The sequence below is a fragment of the Kitasatospora sp. NBC_01266 genome (assembly GCF_036242395.1).
Classification (GTDB): Bacteria; Actinomycetota; Actinomycetes; order Streptomycetales; family Streptomycetaceae; genus Kitasatospora.
The window spans coordinates 6,314,684-6,331,948 of sequence record NZ_CP108458.1; the positions used below are offsets into that span (position 1 = coordinate 6,314,684).

The 17,265-nt window shown below is 71.8% G+C and carries 13 protein-coding genes, 1 tRNA gene and 3 pseudogenes; 10 read left to right on the forward strand and 7 right to left on the reverse strand.

The annotated features are described in order from the left end of the window. Positions 1-2: 2 nt before the first annotated feature. The 6 genes and pseudogenes from OG403_RS27405 to OG403_RS36770 form a co-directional block, all read left to right on the forward strand. Positions 3-848: an alpha-ketoglutarate-dependent dioxygenase AlkB gene (locus tag OG403_RS27405; RefSeq protein WP_329568868.1), complete on the forward strand. Its 846-nt coding sequence runs from the start codon at positions 3-5 to the stop codon at positions 846-848. Between the two features lie 190 nt (positions 849-1,038). Then, complete coding sequence (locus OG403_RS27410) at positions 1,039-1,902, forward strand: acyl-CoA thioesterase (protein ID WP_329568870.1); 864 nt, start codon at positions 1,039-1,041, stop codon at positions 1,900-1,902. 64 nt (positions 1,903-1,966) lie between these two features. Then, a complete protein-coding gene (locus tag OG403_RS27415) occupies positions 1,967-2,758 on the forward strand; it encodes a DUF1684 domain-containing protein (RefSeq protein ID WP_329568872.1) in 792 nt (263 codons plus the stop codon). 251 nt (positions 2,759-3,009) lie between these two features. Next, on the forward strand, positions 3,010-4,254 hold the full coding sequence (locus OG403_RS27420; RefSeq protein ID WP_329572605.1) for an MFS transporter: 1,245 nt from the start codon (positions 3,010-3,012) through the stop codon (positions 4,252-4,254). A gap of 219 nt (positions 4,255-4,473) precedes the next feature. Next, a tRNA-Pro gene (locus tag OG403_RS27425) sits at positions 4,474-4,547 on the forward strand. A gap of 1,103 nt (positions 4,548-5,650) precedes the next feature. Further along, positions 5,651-5,914, forward strand: a pseudogene (locus OG403_RS36770) (Fic family protein); the annotation flags it as partial. A gap of 677 nt (positions 5,915-6,591) precedes the next feature. Here the strand turns inward: OG403_RS36770 and OG403_RS27435 are convergent. The 7 genes and pseudogenes from OG403_RS27435 to OG403_RS27465 all read right to left on the reverse strand — a co-directional run. Continuing rightward, positions 6,592-7,764, reverse strand: coding sequence for a M48 family metalloprotease (locus tag OG403_RS27435; protein WP_329568876.1), 1,173 nt, complete (start codon positions 7,762-7,764; stop codon positions 6,592-6,594). 458 nt (positions 7,765-8,222) lie between these two features. After that, complete coding sequence (locus tag OG403_RS27440) at positions 8,223-8,747, reverse strand: Pycsar system effector family protein (RefSeq protein WP_442910998.1); 525 nt, start codon at positions 8,745-8,747, stop codon at positions 8,223-8,225. Next, positions 8,744-10,009 (reverse strand): PE-PGRS family protein, encoded by a 1,266-nt coding sequence (locus OG403_RS27445; protein WP_329568879.1) that lies wholly within the window; start codon positions 10,007-10,009, stop codon positions 8,744-8,746. Before OG403_RS27445 ends, OG403_RS27440 begins: the two co-directional genes overlap by 4 nt. A 134-nt stretch (positions 10,010-10,143) precedes the next feature. Continuing rightward, complete coding sequence (locus OG403_RS27450) at positions 10,144-12,498, reverse strand: hypothetical protein (RefSeq protein WP_329568881.1); 2,355 nt, start codon at positions 12,496-12,498, stop codon at positions 10,144-10,146. Next, the gene (locus tag OG403_RS27455; protein ID WP_329568883.1) at positions 12,495-13,328 is read right to left on the reverse strand and encodes a hypothetical protein; all 834 of its coding nucleotides are present in this window, start codon (positions 13,326-13,328) and stop codon (positions 12,495-12,497) included. Before OG403_RS27455 ends, OG403_RS27450 begins: the two co-directional genes overlap by 4 nt. Positions 13,329-13,471: 143 nt before the next feature. Then, complete coding sequence (locus OG403_RS27460) at positions 13,472-14,155, reverse strand: Crp/Fnr family transcriptional regulator (protein WP_329568885.1); 684 nt, start codon at positions 14,153-14,155, stop codon at positions 13,472-13,474. Between the two features lie 294 nt (positions 14,156-14,449). Then, positions 14,450-14,659: pseudogene (locus OG403_RS27465) on the reverse strand (IS701 family transposase); the annotation flags it as partial. A gap of 200 nt (positions 14,660-14,859) precedes the next feature. Between OG403_RS27465 and OG403_RS27470 the strand changes: the two are divergent. The 4 genes and pseudogenes from OG403_RS27470 to OG403_RS36775 form a co-directional block, all read left to right on the forward strand. Continuing rightward, entirely contained in the window at positions 14,860-15,231 is a 372-nt protein-coding gene (locus tag OG403_RS27470) for a hypothetical protein (protein WP_329568888.1), read from the forward strand. 161 nt (positions 15,232-15,392) lie between these two features. Then, positions 15,393-15,848 (forward strand): hypothetical protein, encoded by a 456-nt coding sequence (locus tag OG403_RS27475; protein WP_329568890.1) that lies wholly within the window; start codon positions 15,393-15,395, stop codon positions 15,846-15,848. A gap of 64 nt (positions 15,849-15,912) precedes the next feature. Then, entirely contained in the window at positions 15,913-16,659 is a 747-nt protein-coding gene (locus OG403_RS27480) for a transposase family protein (RefSeq protein WP_329568892.1), read from the forward strand. Positions 16,660-16,739: 80 nt separating this feature from the next. Continuing rightward, a pseudogene (locus OG403_RS36775) lies at positions 16,740-16,901 on the forward strand (helix-turn-helix domain-containing protein); the annotation flags it as partial. Positions 16,902-17,265 lie beyond the last annotated feature (364 nt).

Genomic DNA, 17,265 nt, shown 5'->3' on the forward strand with positions numbered 1-17,265 from the left:
TGGTGAGTGATACCAGCGGTGAGCTGTTCGGGCGGGCGCGGGCCGAGCTCGCACCCGGTGCCGTGCTGCTCCCCGACTGGCTGACCCCCGCTGAGCAACGCGAGCTGGTCGTTGCCTGCCGCGCGTGGGCCCGCCCGCCGGCCGGACTGCGTACGGTCCGGTTGCCCGGCGGCGCCGAGATGTCGGTCCGTCAGGTCTGCCTCGGCTGGCACTGGGGTGTGGTCGCCCACTGTCCGAACTGCGGCGCCGCGCGGAAGGCGGCCGAGGGCTGCGGGCAGCACTGGTTCCCGTACGCCTACACCCGTCGGGTGCACGACGGAGACGGCGCTCCGGTCAAACCGTTCCCGGCGCTGCTCGGCGCCCTCGCGCGGCGCGCCGTCGCGGCGGCGTACGGGGACGGGAACGGGGCGGCGTACGGGGACGGGGCGGGCAGGGCGCACGAGGCGGGCGGTGGGGGCGAGGAGGTGGCCGGGGCCGTCGGGTACGCACCGGATGTCGCGTTGATCAACCACTACCCGGTCGGCGCCCGGATGGGCCTGCACCAGGATCGCGAGGAGCGGATCGACGCCCCCGTGGTCTCGCTCTCGCTCGGCGACTCCGGCGTCTTCCGGCTCGGCAACAGCCGGACCCGCACCCGGCCGTGGACCGACGTCGAACTGCGCAGCGGTGACCTGCTGGTGTTCGGCGGCCCCGCGCGGTACGCGTACCACGGCGTGCTGCGCACGCTGCCCGGCAGCGTCGACCCCGGGCTGCGGCTCGGCGAGCCCGGTCCGCCGTTGACCGGGCGGCTCAACATCACGGTGCGGCAGTCCGGGCTGGTGGTGGCGGGGGTGGGGGCGGACGTCTAGGCCGGGTGCGTGGGCTGGGTGCGGGTACGGCCGAGTGTCGGTGCGGGCCGCCACCGTCGGTCGCCGTACCTTCGGGTACCGTCAGCGGCGCCGACCGGCGGGAATTCCCGAGCGGCCAGCAGACTTCCAGCTAGACAGCAGCGGTATGCCGCCGGCCCCTCCGGCGTGCCCGTTGGAGAGGACGCACACCATGGGAACGCCTGTCGACCAGCTCGTCGACCTGCTGGATCTGGAGCAGATCGAACTCAACATCTTCCGCGGCCGCAGCCCCGAGGAGTCGCTGCAGCGGACGTTCGGCGGCCAGGTGGCCGGCCAGGCGCTGGTCGCCGCCGGCCGTACGGTCTCGGCCGACCGCGCGGTGCACTCGCTGCACGCGTACTTCCTGCGTCCCGGGGTTCCCGGCGTCCCGATCGTCTACCAGGTCGACCGGATCCGGGACGGCCGTTCCTTCACCACCCGGCGGGTGCTCGGCATCCAGCAGGGCCGCAGCATCTTCGCGCTGACCGCCGACTTCCACGTCGCCGAGCCCGGTGGTATCGAGCACCAGGAGTCGATGCCGGTCGTCCCCGCGCCGGAGGAGCTGCCCAGCGCCCTCGACGAGGTCGGCGCCCGGCTCGGTGAGCTGCCGCCGTTCATCAGCCGTCGCCAGCCGTTCGACATCCGCTACGTCGAGCGGCTGCGCTGGACCCAGGAGGAGCTGGCCGGCGTGCAGCCGCGCAGCGGCGTCTGGCTGCGCACCAACGGCACCCTGCCGGACGACCCGCTGATCCACGTCTGCGCGCTGACCTACGCCAGCGACATGACCCTGCTCGACTCGGTCCGGGCCCCCGTCGAGCCGCTCTGGGGCCAGCGCAACTTCGACATGGCCTCGCTCGACCACGCGATGTGGTTCCACCGTCCGTTCCGCGCCGACGAGTGGCTGCTCTACCAGCAGGAGTCGCCGATCGCGCACGGCGCCCGAGGCCTGGCTCGCGGTCAGATCTTCGACCGGAATGGGCAGTTGGTCGTCTCGGTGGTGCAGGAGGGGCTGTTCCGCCCGCTGCGCGAGAGCTGACAGCGTCGCGCTGTCCCGTTCGTACCGTCCGATAGATTTCGACAGGTCCTTGGGAGATCCGCTCATGACGACCGATGCTGCGGACTGGCAGCGCTGGACCGAAGCCCGCCACGCTTCGGTGAGCGCCCCGCACGGCATGCTCGCGCTCATCGGCACGCACTGGCTCGACACCGAGCCGGTCGAGATAGCCGGCGTCCCCGGCCGCTGGGCGGTGGCCGCGGACGGGGCCGGGGTGCGGGTGGCCGCCGCCGTCGCCGAGGGGCTGCGGGCCGGTGCGGCCGAGCAGCCGGTGGCCGGCGAGCAGGTGCTGCGCCCCGACACCCACCCCGAGGCCGAGACGGCCCACCACGGTGACAGGCTGCTGGTCCCGATCGAGCGCGACGGTGAGTTCGCGCTGCGCGTCTTCGACCCCGCCGCCGAAGGCCGCACGCACTTCGCCGGAATCGCCACCTACCCCTATGCGCCCGAGTGGTCCGTCCCCGCCGTCTTCACCCCCTACGAGGACGGCGAGCGCACGGTGACCGTCCCGAACGCCGACGCCCGCGAGCGCCCGCTCACCGTCACCGGGCAGATCGCCTTCCACCTGGCCGGCGAGCCCTACACACTGACCGTGACCAGCGCCGACGACCGGCTGAGCGGGGTGATCGCCGATGCGAGCAGCGGGCAGGACACCTACCGCTTCCGCTTCGTCACGCTTCCCGGGCCGGATGCCGACGGCCGCACGGTGCTGGACCTGAACCGCGCCTATCTGCCGCCGTGCGCCTTCGCGGAGCACTTCATCTGCCCGTTCCCGCCGTCCGGCAACCGGCTGCCGATCGCGGTCCGGGCGGGGGAGAAGGCAGTACTGCGCGGCTGATCGGGGCTGATCGCGGGGAGGCGGGCGGGGCGGCCGAGTGCCGGGCGGGGCAACCCCGGTGTCCGGGCGCGGGGGAGCAGGGGTGACGATAGGTCGCTGTGTCGACCAATCATCCCACCTCTTCCCCGTCCGCTTCTTCGTCGCCGGGCGCTGAACCTCCGCCTGGCGAAGCTTCGACGCAACTGTCGAGTGAGCCGTCGGGCGCGTCGGGCGCGGCGTCGAGTGAGCCGTCGGGCGCGGCGCCCAGGCGGCTGGGCCGGCTGCTCCGCGGCGCGGTCGCCGACCTCACCCCGCTGCGCGAGAGCGCCGACTACCGGCGGATCTGGTTCGGCCAGGGCGTCTCCTCGATCGGCCAGCAGATGACCGCCGTCGCGGTCTCGGTGCAGGTCTACGCCCTCACCGGTTCCACCTTCGCGACCGGCGCGGTGGGCCTGTGCTCGCTGATCCCGCTGGTCGCCTTCGGCCTCTACGGCGGCGCGATCGCCGACACCGTGGACCGCCGCAAGCTCGGCCTGATCGGCTCCGCCGGCCTGGCCGCCGTCTCCGCCATGCTGGCCGCCCAGGCGTTGCTGGGCCTGCGCCAGGTCGCCCTGCTCTACCTGGCCGTGGCGCTGCAGGGCGCCTTCTTCGCGGTCTCCTCGCCGGCCCGCTCCTCGATGATCCCGCGCCTGCTGCCCGCCGAGCAGCTGCCCGCCGCCAACGCGCTCGCCACGGTCAGCATGAACCTGGGCATGACGGTCGGCCCGATGCTCGGCGGCCTGCTGATCGGCGCCTACGGCAGTCAGGCCGCCTACCTGGTCGACACCGTCGCCTTCACCGCCACCCTGTACGCGATGTGGCGGCTGCCGGCGATGCGCCCCGACGGTGCCCAGCACGGCCGCCGCGCCTCCGTGCTGGACGGCCTGCGCTTCCTGCGCGAGCAGCCCAACCTGCGGACCAGCTTCCTGGCCGACCTGGCCGCGATGATCTTCGGCCTGCCCCGCTCGCTCTTCCCGGCGCTCGCGGTCGGCTTCTACGGCGGCCACGCCGACACCGTCGGCCTGCTGGTGGCCGCCCCCGCCGTCGGCGCCCTGGCCGGCGCCCTCTTCTCCGGCTGGGTCTCCCGGGTCAACCGCCACGGCGTCGCCATTCTGGCCGCCGTCATCGCCTGGGGCCTGTCCATCGCCGCCTTCGGCCTCACCTCGGGTCACCTCTGGCTGGGCCTGGCCCTGCTCGCCGTGGCCGGCTGCGCGGACACCGTGAGCATGATCTTCCGCAACACGATGATGCAGGTCGCCGCCCCCGACGAGATGCGCGGCCGGCTCCAGGGCATCTTCATCGTGGTCGTCGCCGGCGGCCCACGCCTGGGCGACTTCGAATCCGGCACCGTCGCCGCCCTCACCACCCCCACCATCTCGGCGATCTCCGGCGGCCTCGCCTGCGTCGCCGCCATCCTCCTCCTCGCCGCCCGCCGCCCCGCCTTCCTCCGCTACGACGCCCGCCACCCGAGCCCCTGACCCCGCCTCCCACCACACCCGCCAGCCAGGGCCGACCACCCCTGCCGGCCCCCGCCGCCGGCCCCGGCCACCACTGCGCACCCGCGCCGGCGCCAGCCACGTGACCTGCACCGAAACCTGGCAGCGAGCACCCCCCGCCGTGCTGTATTGTTTTCCACGTCGCCGGGACACCGGGGACAAGGTCGAGAAGCCAAGCCCCAGGGCACGGCAGCGAGACCACGGGACGTGGCGCAGCTTGGTAGCGCACTTGACTGGGGGTCAAGGGGTCGCAGGTTCAAATCCTGTCGTCCCGACGTGAGTCGGAAAGGCCGTTGGCCGGGTTAACGCCCAGGTCGGCGGCCTTTTTGCTGATGGCGTGTTAGCGGATCGGGCCCGAGCCAAGGACCCTCTGGCGATCTTGCTGGGGACCAGCTGGGGACCAGAGCCAAGGAGTCGCGGTCACGATTCACCCCTGAGTCGCATCGGCATGGTCCCCGCGTTCGGGGTTTGTGCCCGTATTGCCCCGATTGCTGCTGATGCACTGTCGTGTCTTGGGCGCGGTGGAGAGTCTGATGGTGACGCACCTTGACCCGCCAGGCTCTCCAGTCAAGTGCGGTAGCGGGTGGCAAATCGGCGCAGACCGGTCAAAGTTCCGACCTTGCGGATCAGGGGCGGCGAGGCTGTGCATCGCCACGTGGATGGCCAGACGATCCGCTGTGTCGAAAGTAGCGCCGAATTCCGCAGGTGGGCGATGGGCGTCTGGAATCGGTTTCTGTCCTGTCGCCTCACGACGAGCCCGGATATGACGATGTGCCGGGGGTGCTCCTGTGTCGAGCACTTCAGAAGGGGGCAAGGCGGCAATCCTGTGCGTGCCGCTGCTGGTCGGGCATCCGACTGATGCCTCACTTCGGGTATGTGCAATTCGATCTCGGTGATGCGGGTGCTTGTTGTCGAAACCCGACAGGGCGGTGGCACGGTCCAGGGCCGAGGCCGGCTGGTCGTGTGCGGCGCAATCGCCGAGGCTGCGCTTGACGTGGTGATGCCATGATGGTGTTATCGCTGCATGTTGTACTCGTCGCCTTTGCTGGGAGAAACGGATCTTCGGATCCTCGCCGAGATTGAGGAGATGCGGGACCGTCTGCGGTTGCATCTGCGCACCTCACGACGGTGGGAGGGGCAGCTGCGGCGCAATCTGACCGCGCGCGCGATCGCAGGGTCGAACACCATCGAGGGTTACGCTGCGAGCGTCTCCGATGTCGAGGACATCATGGTCGGTGAGGCGCCGATCGACGCGAACGAGACCGTGACTGCCGAGATCGACGGCTGCCGTCAGGCGATGACCTACATCCAGCGCCTCGCCGAGGCCGGTGATGACTTCGCCTACAGCAAGGGCTTGTTGAACGCGCTGCACTTCATGATGCAGGGTCACCACCTGCTGAAGCGGCCCGGTTGGTGGCGCAGCGGCCCGGTCTACGTGACTTCGGCGGAGGATCCGACCATCGCCGCGTACACCGCTCCGGGTGCCGAGCAAGTGCCGGCCTTGACCGGGGAGCTGGTGGGCTGGCTCAACGAGGGCGACTTGGCAGCGCCGGGGCTGGTTCGAGCATCGATGGCGCACCTGAACCTCGTGGCGATCCACCCGTGGTCCGACGGCAACGGGCGCATGTCCCGCGCCTTGCACACCCTGGTGCTGGCCCGAGAAGGGATCATGGCTCCCGAGTTCTCCAGCATCGAGGAGTGGCTCGGGCGAGCCCGCAACACCTACCGCTACTACGACGTCCTGGCCGAGGTCGGCGGCCCCGTCTGGACCCCCGAGCGCGACACCCTCCCGTGGGTGCGGTTCTGCCTGCGTGCCCACCACCAGCAGGCCCAGACCGTCGAGCGGCAGGTTCAGACCACCCGTGAGGTCTGGTCGGCTCTCGATGAGGCGCTCGAGCAGCGCGGTTGGCCCGACCGCATGCTCTACGGTCTCTACCCCGCCGCAATGGGCAACCGAGTCCGCCGCGCCACCTATCAGACGGATGCCGGCCTCAGCGAACAGCAGGCCCAGCGTGACATCCGCGAACTCGTGCGCGCTGGTTGGCTGCTGGCCAAGGGCGAGGCCCAAGGACGCTACTACACCGCTGGTCCTGACCTGCCGGAGGAAATCACCCGCGGAGTCCGCGAGCCCAGGCCCCTGCGCGACCCGTACGCGTAGTCGTGGTGAGCTGGTCATCTTGCACTCGCCAGTCGGTTCGGTGCTGGGCTGGCCTCAGTCAACGCCCTTGATGCGTCGAGAGGCACAGCCGCGTGGGAGGGCGCCTCGGTGCCTCGGCCGACAGGCGCGTACTTTGCAGGGACCACCACTCTGGCGTCCTCTCAGGCCGCTTCGCGGTCGCGCCGCAGGTGCTTCAGGCGGGCTTCGACGTTGCGGTGCGCGGCCCGCGCGAGGCTCTCGGCGGGCTTCGGCTTGGGCTGGCCTGGCGCGGCGGTCCAGGCGGGTGGGTAGTAGCCGGGCTGAGGTTGGGCGGGGGGCCAACCGGGCGTCTGCGGCGGGTAGGGGCTCCCGGGCTGCGTCGGCCAGCCCGGTGTCTGCGGCTGGTACGGGCTCCCCGGCTGCGGCGGCCAACCGGGGGCCTGCGGCGAGTAGGCGTTCGTGGGTTGCGAGGGCCAACCGGGTGCCTGGGGCTGGTACGAGTTGCCCATCTGCTGAGGCCAGCCCGGCTGAGGGCGGGGCGCTGCGACGGCCGGCGCCGCGACGGCCTGGCGCTGGTGCTCCGCAACGAGCACCGCCTCCAGCTCCTCGCCGAACCCGAGGCCGACGGCGTATCGGTCCGCACGGAACTCGCCTCGGCGGTGCAGCCAGGAGATGACCGGCGGCGCGATCGCGCCGGACAGCGCCAGCCACCACAGCCCATGGTCGAAGCACGCGGCGGCAAGGATCGCTACCGCGACCGCCACCAGGCAGCCGCCGCATCCGACACTCGCCTTCAGAGCCTTGGACAGCACCGCGCCGGTCCAGCGGCCCGCCGTGCGAGCCGGCAGCGCGTACCAGTCGACCAGCAGACCGACCCAGGTGTGGCCACCCACATGGTGGCCCAGTTCATGGGCGAGGACGGCCGCCAGCTGCGAGTTCGGCAGCTGGTCCATCGCATGGCGGGTCACACCGACGATGTGGCCGGAGACGGCCGTGGCGTTCAGCTCGGCTCGCTCCTGGATCCACAACTCATAGGTCTCGGAGCGGACTCCGGCCCGTCGCGTCACCTCTCCCCAGACCTCGGCCAGTCGCTGGGCATCAGCCGGACCGGGGCGCCGCATGCGCAGCAGGTGTTGGGCGATGGCCCGCTCGGCGGCGGAGTTGAAGACCAGGACCCCGGACAGCAGCCACATAAGGGGGAGGTACGTCCCGATCGCGGGAATGAATGCGGTGACCACCGCCACGACGATCAGACTGATCAGGGCCATCGGCAGCATCATCACCAACTGCGAGAAGGCCGATCCGTCCACGCCGCGCTGACGTGCCTTCAGGTGCTTGCGGCCCGACTGGAGCATTAGGTCATCGTGGTGGTCCGGTGCGGCTGCCGGCGATCGGGGCGGCTGTGGCGGCGCTTCCGGGGCCCGCACCAGGGCTTGCGGGGGCGCGGGTGCGACGACGGGGGCAGCGAGCGGGTACGCGGCTGCGTCGGGGTAGGCCGGCGCCTTCGGGGACGCGGGCGCTGCGGGGTAGGCAGGTGGCTCGGCCTCCGGGTACGGCGGGGGCGCGACCGGGTAGGCGGGCGCCGCTGGGTACGCCGGGGGCTCCGCATGTGCGGGGGCCTCGGGGTAGGCGGGGGACTCCGGGTACGCGGGCGCTTCAGCCCCCGGACCCACCGGCGCCTCCGGGTACGCGGGCGCGTCCGGGTACCCGGGCGGCGCGTCGAGGGGCTCGGGCCGGTCCTGGCCGGTCCCGGTCTGGTAGGCGGTCATCGCTCCACAGCTCCTGGAAGTCGTGCGTAGAAAGGCGCCGGTACTCAGCCCGCGAGCAGGGCCCCCGGCAGCAGGACCAGCGCGCCCATGAAGCAGGCCATCCCACCCCGCAGCCACCAGTACTTGCCGGTGACTATCCGGCTGTTGTCGATGAGTGCGGCCAGCAGGGCTGCTTCTGGCTCGCGCTCGGTCTTCCGTAGGGCCTCCGCCAGTGCCGTCGGTCCGAGCGCCGCCGCGCGGCGTATGTCGGCGAAGTGGGTGAGCGGCATGCCGGGCCGCCACTCGCGGGCCCGAAACCTCGGCAGCACCGCCATCAGCAGCGCCCCCATCGAGGTGAGGAAGCAGACGGTGCCCGCCCACCACAGCAGCTGGCCGAACGGGCTCAGTGTGCCCGGGTTCCAGCCCCGCGCGGTGAGCACCCCCACCAGCGCGGCGGCGGCCGTCCCCTGCACCCCCACCAGCACCGACCCCTTGGTGTCCGCCCGCGCCGTCTCCTGCCGCAGGTCCGCGAGCAGCTTCTCGGCCATGGGCGGCAGGGCGGGCACCGCGGCCGACGCCACGCCGTTCATCGGGCGGGCGGCTGAGTCGGGACGCGATAGCCGAAGATCGGCCCTTCGTCAGCACCCTCCACGGGCGCGGACTCCGCTCCGGGCGCGGCACTGGGTGCCTGCGGCGCACCAGTACCAGTACCAGGCACAGCGTCGACCGGTGCGGCCGGAACCGAATCGATCAGCTCGGACGCCGCCGCATCCGAGGTCACCGCACCGGCCGGGTCCCCGAACCCGGTAGGACCGAACCCGGTCGGCCCGAACTTGGTGCTGAGCACCTCCCGGATCACGCTGGCGGCCAACTTGCGCGGCTCGTCGAGCTGGTGCTCCTCCAGGCCACCGGGGCCACCGCCGAGCGCCTGCATCGCCACGGCCAACTGGTTGTTGATCAGACGAAGTTGGTGATCCCGCAGGTTCGCCATGATCAGCTGAGCGTCCTCGGGGTGCTGCGCGAGCTGCATCGCCATCGCCTGCGGGCCGCCGCGCTCCAGGTAGTGCGCGTAGTACTCGATCTTCTTCACCTCGTACTCCCGCAGCTCCAGTTCGTACTGGCTGCGGATCAACTCCCGCTCGTGGCCGAAGTTCTGCTCCTGCATCGCGATTCGGTGCGCGTGCTGCCCCTGGGCCAGCGAGCGCTCCGCCGCCAACTCGTCCTCGCGCAGGTGCAACTGGTGGCGCGGGTCGAGCTTCTGGCGGGCGAACTCGATCTCGCGCAGCTCCCTGGCGTGCTGCAGTGCCGCCTCGTCCTGCCGGATCTGGAGGGCACAGCCCAGCCACAACCCGTACTTGGCGGCGTGCGATTCGACCGCCATCAGCGCAGCCTGGGCCGCCATCTCCGCGGTGTCGCTCTCCGCCATCGGGTACTGGCGCAGCACCGGCCGGATCAGCTGGTCGACCAACCCCTGAGCCATGGCCGGAACATTGCGTACCCCGCTGGCCACGAAGGCACCGGGTTCGACGACCTGCCAGCCGCAGCTCAGCGCGACCTCGAAGCTGAACGCGTCGTCGCGGCTGGGCATGGTCAGCAGCTCGCCGAACTCGTGCTGGCCGGTGTCCACTTCGTAGACGCTGGTCCACCTGCGAGTGGTCAGGTCCTTGCGGCTCGGGCGGTGCGGCGGCAGGAAGGTGTCGAGGCCGCCCTGGGCGGTCGTGAAGACCAGGGCGTAGTCGACGCGGGTGGTCCGCAGCGAGCCGAACCGTGACAGCTCCTGGATGGTGACGACCGGATCGACGAGCTGGGAGTGGCGGTTCACGTCCTGCTGCCACTGCGGGGGCCGCGTCATGGGCTGGTCCTCCTTGCGATGGATGGGATCGGGAAATGGTCGCGACTGCCACGGTGCACAGATCCGTGCAGCTCCTGTGTCACGCGCCGCTCTGCCGGTCCTGGCCGGGTGATGTCGCAGGACTACGACACGGCCTACGGTGCGAACAGGCGCGGTGGCCGTGCGGCGTCCTGTTGCTGCAGGACCGCCAGCAACCGGGTGGCGACGGCGGGTCCGCCGCCTCCCGGCTTGCCTCTGCCGAGGTTCTCCAGCAGGTAGCAGAGCCGCTTGTGCTCCTCCCCCGAGCGGTCCAGCTCCGGCAACAGGTGGCAGAGCGCGCGCTCTGCCTCCGGGTCCCGGTCCGCGGCCCGGACCCACTGGCGCATTGCCTCCAGTCCCGACCGCGAGTACAACGGGTCGTTGAGGACCGTCCGCCACATTTCGGCGAGCGACTGCCGCAGCAGGCCTCCTGCCGTGCCGGGGGTGCGCGAGGCACGGGCGTACTGGTCGAGCAGGATCGGCCGCCCGGCGCCCGGCGCGCCGTCCGCCGGGCCGCACGCGTGGATGACGGTCAGCAGGACGAACTCCCGTAGCCGCCCCCGCGCCGCCAGCGGGACCAGCTCGGACCAGAGCGCGGCCGCGGTGTCCGGCCGGTCGGCCGCCTCGCCGGCGCGCTGCCCGGCGGCCAGCAGCAGCGTCGCTGCCGACTGGGCGAGCTGGTCGAGCTCATCGGGCCAGCCGCTCGCCGGCTGCCCGCGCAGCTCGTACGCGCGCACGGCCTCCACCAGCGCCGCGACGGCCTGCGCCGGGAACGCCTCCCCGACCAGCGCGTAGGCGCGCACCGCTGTCCAGCGCAGCCGGTGGTCGGGGGCCGTGCACCACTCCTGCAGGATCCGAGGGACGTGCGGCGCGCCCAGGTGATGGGCGAGGGCCAGCGCGTTCGCTGCAGCCAGCCGCTCGCGGAACAGCCGGCCGGCCGCCCAGCGGGTGATCAGCAGCCCCATGGTCGAGGACAGGTCCGTCTCCGCCAGGACGGCGGTGGTGGAGGCGGCCCGGGTCCGCACCAGCGGGCGCGGATCGGTCGCCATCCGGCGCAGCCAGCCGACCAGGGCGGGGCGCGACGAGGGGTGGCCCGTCCAGACCTCGCGCAGCAGCGTGATCGCGGTGCGCGGGTCCCGGAACTGGATCTTGGTCTGCAGCACCGGCCCCCACTCGGTCTCCTCTGCTTCCTCGTAGCGGTCGGCGTGCGCGTACTCGACACGCTGGGCGCTGGAGGTGCCGAAGACCGGGATGCGGGTCGGCTCGCCCGGGTTCTCGATCCGCTGCAAGCGCCCGAAGAGGTCGTCACCCAACTCGGCGGTGAGCGCGTAGGGCCCCTCGTCGAACGCGGCCAGCGCGATCAGGAAGGCCTTGTCGTGCAGCGGCCGCTGCCCGTCGGCCGTCGGCTGCCCGGTGCCGTCGAACCACTCCCGCACCTGCTGCTCGGCGGCGTAGTGGCCGAATGCCGCGAGGCCGTCCAACTCGATCACACCACGGGCGAATTCGGCGACCCGATCAGCGAACCTGGCCAACTCGGACACCGGGCGCCGGTGTTCGAGCAGCGACCGGACCTCGGTCAGGGCGAGCAACTCGTCGATCCCGTGTCCGCCCAGCTCCCTGCCGCGCAGGTGGCCGCGGAGCAACTGCTCCGACTCGGGCGGTTGCCAAGGCACATGGCCGCCGCCCTGGACCACGGGGTGTGGTCCCACCACGATGACCAGGTGGCCGCCGGTGTCCCGGAGCCGCTCGCTCAGCGCCCGCACGTGGTGCTCGCGCAGCGGCCGTTCGGGGCCGGCACTGTAGTCGGCCAGCAGGTGGCCGCAGTGCTCCCGCAGTTCGCCGGGCAGCCGACCCGGCGCCAATCCGGGATCCAGCGCCCGGTAGGAGGTGGTGCCGACGGCCTTCAGCAGCATCAGGGCGGCCGCCCGACGGCCCGTGGTGGCGGGGCCGGAGAGGACCACGACCCGGGTGCTGCGCAGCTTCTCGAACGCGACGTCGAACGGACTTCCGTGCTGCCAGGCGGGCACCGCGTCCGGAGAGTCGCCCTTCAAGGCGTCCGTGGCTGGTTCCGGCTGTACGAAGTGTCGTGCGAGCAAAGTGACTTCGGCGGCGGGGATCTCGCCCGACCGCTGCTCGTCGTCACCGCCGAGGTGATACTCCACCTTGCTGCCGCCGAGGATGACGTCGCCGGTGACGTGGCCGCCGCTGACCCCGTGCTGGTCTCCGCCGACCAACGAACCGCCCAGTTGCGCCGAGCGGCCGAGCATGATCGCGGGGCTGTGCCGGTACAGGTTCCGCAGGGAGTCCCAAGCGAAATCCGCCTGGTCCTCCGCCTCGGCCTGGGCGGCCGCCGCGGCGTCCGAATCGGCGGCGTCCGAACCGGCGGAGTTCGGGGCTGCGGCGTTCGGTTGGTCGGGTGGCCCGGACGGCTCCGGAGAGGCCGCGCCCACCGGGTCCTGCTGGTCGCTCACGAGGCGTTCCCGGCACTGCCCTCGGAGCCGGCGACCGTGCCGCCGAGGATGACGTCGCCGGTGACGTGGCCGCCGCTCACCCCGTGCTGGTCTCCGCCGACGATGGAGCCGTGCACCACCGGGGCGCCGTGGAAGTGGAACACCGCGCCGGCAGGGCGCTGGAGCGCAGGCGTGGCCGACGCGGCGGCCGCGGGTGCCGAGCCCAGCGAGGTCCCGGCGTCCTGGCCCGCGGTCTTCTGGACCGTCCCGTTCCCGCTGTAGAGCCACCCCGTCAGGACGCTGTCCTTCACCGCCACCGGGGCACGCTGGAAGAGCTCCGGCCGCACCCCTCGGTGCCCGTGCCGCACCACGCCGTCGTACACCGCGCCGCTGACCAGCAGGACGCAGGGCTCGCCGGCCCGTGCTGTCAGCGCGTTCCGCAGGAAGTCGGAGTCGAGCAGCCGGAAAGCCCGGTCGAGATCGTGCCCGACCAGCCCGCCGACCGTGCCGTCGTGCGGGTCGTAGGTCACCTCGCCGGCCGCAAGCACGATCCGCAGCCGCATCTGCGAGCCGGCCGAGGCGAGCCGGTTGTGCTCGTGCAGCAGCTCGGGGGTCGTGGTCAGCAGGGCGCGCAGCACCGCCGTCTTGGCCACGTTGCCGTCGAGCAGCACGATCAGGCCGTCACCGCGGTCCTCGCGGTACTGCTGGGTCGCCTCCGCCCCGGCGGCGAGCACGGTCTGGTTGACAACAGCGTTCAGGCTCCGCCGCAGCACGGCTTTGACCACGTCGTCGCGGCCGCTGGACCCCGCGATGTCGAGCAGCAGGATGGTCCGGTTCACAGGCTCTCGCATGGCTGCCTTCCGATGGGAACGGGGGCCTTCGGCGCGGCCCGTCTGCACTTCGACGAAGGTGCCACGTCGGTGCGGTGTCCGGCGACGGAAATTAGCACACTCGGAATGTGACCGTGTACACAGAGTGGGTGCGCTGTCCGGTCTCAGGCCTGCCCCCGGCGGACCATCTGCCGCAGTACCTCGGGCCGCAGCACCACCAGGCCGCGTCGCTCGGTGCGGACCACACCGCGCTCCCGCAGCCCCTTCAGCAGCCGGGCGATCGCCTCCCGGGAGGCGCCGACCGAGCCGGCCAGCTCGCTCTGGGTGAGACCGGGCGTCAGCTGCACACCGTCCCCGGTTTCCTGGCCGTGGCCGCGGATCAACTCCAGCAGCAGCAGCGCCAACCGCTCCTGCACGTTCATCGCGGCGTACTGCACGCGCCGACGGTCGCTATCCCGGCTGCGGTCCGCGACCAGCGCGAGCAGCCCCTTTGCCAGGCCCGGCCGCTCGTCGAGCAGGGCGCTGAAGCGGTCGGCGACCACCGCCAGCGCCTCGACCCGGCCCAGCGCGGTCACCGTCGCTGACCGGCGCCGGCCGCTGAGCGCGGCACTCTCGCCGACGATGTCGCCGGGCCCGCGCAGCGCGAGCAGTGCCTCGTAGCCGTTGGCTGCGGCGGAGGTCACCTTCGTCCAACCGGACAAGAGGACCAGCACGTGCGCCGACGGCTCGTGTTCGCGCAGCAGCACCTGGCGGGCAGAGAAGTCCATCCGCGTCCCGGCCGCGAACAGCACCTGCCGGTCCTCGGTCTCCAGCCGGACCACGAACGGAACCCGGTCCTCGAACTCCATCGACTGCCTCCCACCTCCGGTGTCGCGGACCGGCCGTCCCCTACGGACCGCCGTCGCACGGCCGACAGCGTACGGGCTCCGGAGCTGTCCGGTGCCGATCGCGCGGGGGCACGGCAGGCCGTTCGACGGCGGTCCTCCTAGTAGTGCTTGATCAGGTCCGTTGTCGTGTGGGTATGTCACGGTGGCAGGCAGGCAGGCAGGCAGGCAGGCAGGCAGGCAGGGCAGGGCAGGCGAGGCAGGCGCCGGTCCAGGTCGCCAGGAGGGTCTGCAACTCGCGGACGACCTGGTAGAGGCTCAGGCTGGCGCCGCGTCTTTTGGGGCGGTGCCCAGCCTGCGCAGGGTGCAGTACGCGTGGGTGAGGAAGACGAGGGTGACGTGGTGGTGCCAGCCACCGAAGGTGCGGCCCTCGAAGTGGGCCAGGCCCAGGGCCTGCTTCATCTCCCGGTAGTCGTGTCCAACCCGCCAGCGGAGATTGGCCGTTCGCACCAGAGTGCCGCATGGGAGGCCCGGTTCGCGCAGGCCCTGGAATGCTTGGAGAGCGCGGAGCGGGACGAAGCCGTGGACAGGCTGCGGCAGCTTCTCGCCGACCCGGTCTTGCGCCAGCAGCCTGGCCAAGGCGCGGTGACACGCAACACCTTCCACGGCCCGGCTGCCATCCAGACCGGACCCAACTCCCGTCAGGAGAACCACTTCGGGCAGACGCGGTGAGCGGCCCACCCTCCGACCAGGGCGGGGCGACGACGGGAAGCACCTTCCACGGCCCGACGGGCATCCAGAACGGCTCCCACTCCCGCCAGTACAACACCTACCTGATGGCCGCGCCCCAGCCAGTGAGCTGGCCGGTACGCGTGGGAGAAGTGCCCGTGCTGGCTTCCGCATTCCAACCCCGCCACGGGCTACATCAACCATCAGGCCCCGGGCAGGAACCGGCCGCGCCGACCCAGGTGCTCACCGGGGGCGGCGGGGTCGGGAAGTCCCAACTGGCGGCCGCGCAGGCACACGCAGCGCTGCAGTCCGGCATCGAGCTGGTGGTCTGGGCCGACGCCGCCGAAACAGGCCAGGTCGTCTCCCAATGAGTGGTGTGCATCGTGAAGTGGCAGGTCACGGGCCTGGTGTGATTCCGTGCCCGGGTGCTCGTGCTGGTCATGCGCGGCAGTCTGGCGTGTAGATCATCGGGCAGGGAGGTCTTCGTGGGTTCTGGCCCGTTCCAGCCCGCGGTGCTCCTACGCTCCCGGGCATGGTGGACCCCGAGGTACTGGAACGGATCGCCGCGCGCCGCGCGGAACTGGACGAGCTGGAAGAACAGCTGGTCAAGCAGCTGGACCAGGTGCGGGCCGAGCGGGACGAACGCGCAGTCGCCGAGAGGGTCCTGACGCGGATGAGCGAGCGGACAGCTGGGGAACGGGCTGCCGTCGCACCGGCGTCAGCGCAGGTTGGCGGGCGTGCGGTGCTGCTGGTCCCGCACCGTGGCGACAGCGTTGACGAGACCGCGCTGCCCGAGGACTACCGCCGGATACTGGCGATCGTGCGAGCCGCCGGCGGTCCGGTGCAGGTGCGGGCGGTGGGCGAAGAGCTGGGCCTTCCGGTGGAGGCGCGCGGGAAGCTGGAGCCGCTGCGGGCGAAACTGGTCAAGCTCGAGGACCGCGGATGGCTGCACAAACGCGGCGACGGGAAGTTCACCGCACGGCTGTAGCCATCCCGGCCCTGCACGCCGCAGGGGCGTAACCGGAGGGCCCCCGGCGGCAGTTGAGTTTGGTGTGAAGAAAAACAACGGTCTCGTCGAGGGCCCCGACGGTCTTGTCTACACTGCCCGCCTGCCGCTGTCGAGTGCCACCTTGAACTGGCTCGCCGACCTGATCCGCGGCCACTGCAAGAAGATCGGATCGCGGTGGCGGGCCCTGTCGGCAGGGAGGATCGCCGGCATCGTGCTGGCGGTGCTGCGCTGTGACCAGCGGCCCGGCGACCTGGCCGGCGGGAACGGGGTGCACCGCACCACCGTGACCCGGTGGGTGCGCGAGGTCGTCGGCCTGCTGGCCGCTCGCGCCCCGCGCCTGGACCGCGCGCTCAAGAAGATCACCCGATCGGGTGGCGGGGTGGCCCTGCTGGACGGTTCTCTGATCCGCACCCACCGCCGCACCGGGACCGAGAACCGGAAGAACTACTCCGGCAAGCACAAATGCCACGGCCTGCTCGTGATCGCGCTCACCGACGACAAGGGCCGCCTGGTCTGGGTGAGCGCGGTCCGGCCCGGACGCACCTCGGAGATCACCGCCTGCCGCCACGACAAACTGACCGCCCATCTGCGCGCGGCCGGCCTCGGCGCGATCGCCGACCTGGGCTTCGTCGGCCTCGACGACAGCGACCCCGACGCCGACCCGGCGGTGATCACCGGCTACAAGGCCGCCCGCAACCGACCCCTGACCCGAGGTCAGGACCGCTGCGGTCGGCTCGGGGTCCCGACCCTGCGCGGGGCGGACGGCGGCGCGCATCCGGTCCACCCTTGATCTCGGACATCTGCTCACACGAGCCGACTGCCGGGGCGATCCTTGTCTGCATCAGCATTCTGGGAGGGGACTGGTGCGTGATGGGGAGTACCGCATCTACAGGCGGCGGTGAGGGCCGGGACGGGGCGTGGCTGCGGCGGTTGAGGATCAGCGCGGGGCTGACTCACGCGCAGCTTGCCGCGCGGGCCCGGGTGGGCGAGCGTACCGTGCGTGACCTGGAGCGGGGGGCGCGGCCTCGGGCCGTCACGCTGCACCGTCTCGCCGCTGCGCTCGGGGTGGACGCCGTGCAGCTCGACGCGCTCGTTCACGCCGCTGAGCGGGAAGATCGTCCGGGAGGCGGCCAGAACGGTGACAGGAAGACGGGTACTGGCGCCACAGACGACAATGCCGGCGCGGAACTTCGCGTGGATGTGCTCGGGCCCCTTGCGGCGCGGCGCGGGCGAGATTCTGTCGTCATCCCGTCGGGGCTGCAGCGCACGCTGTTGGGCCTGCTCGCCGCCCAGCCGGATCGGGTGGTCGGCGTTGAGGAGATCATTGACGTGCTGTGGGGCAGCGAACCTCCGCGCACCTGTCGCGAGCTTGTGCGCTCGCATGTCAGCAGCTTGG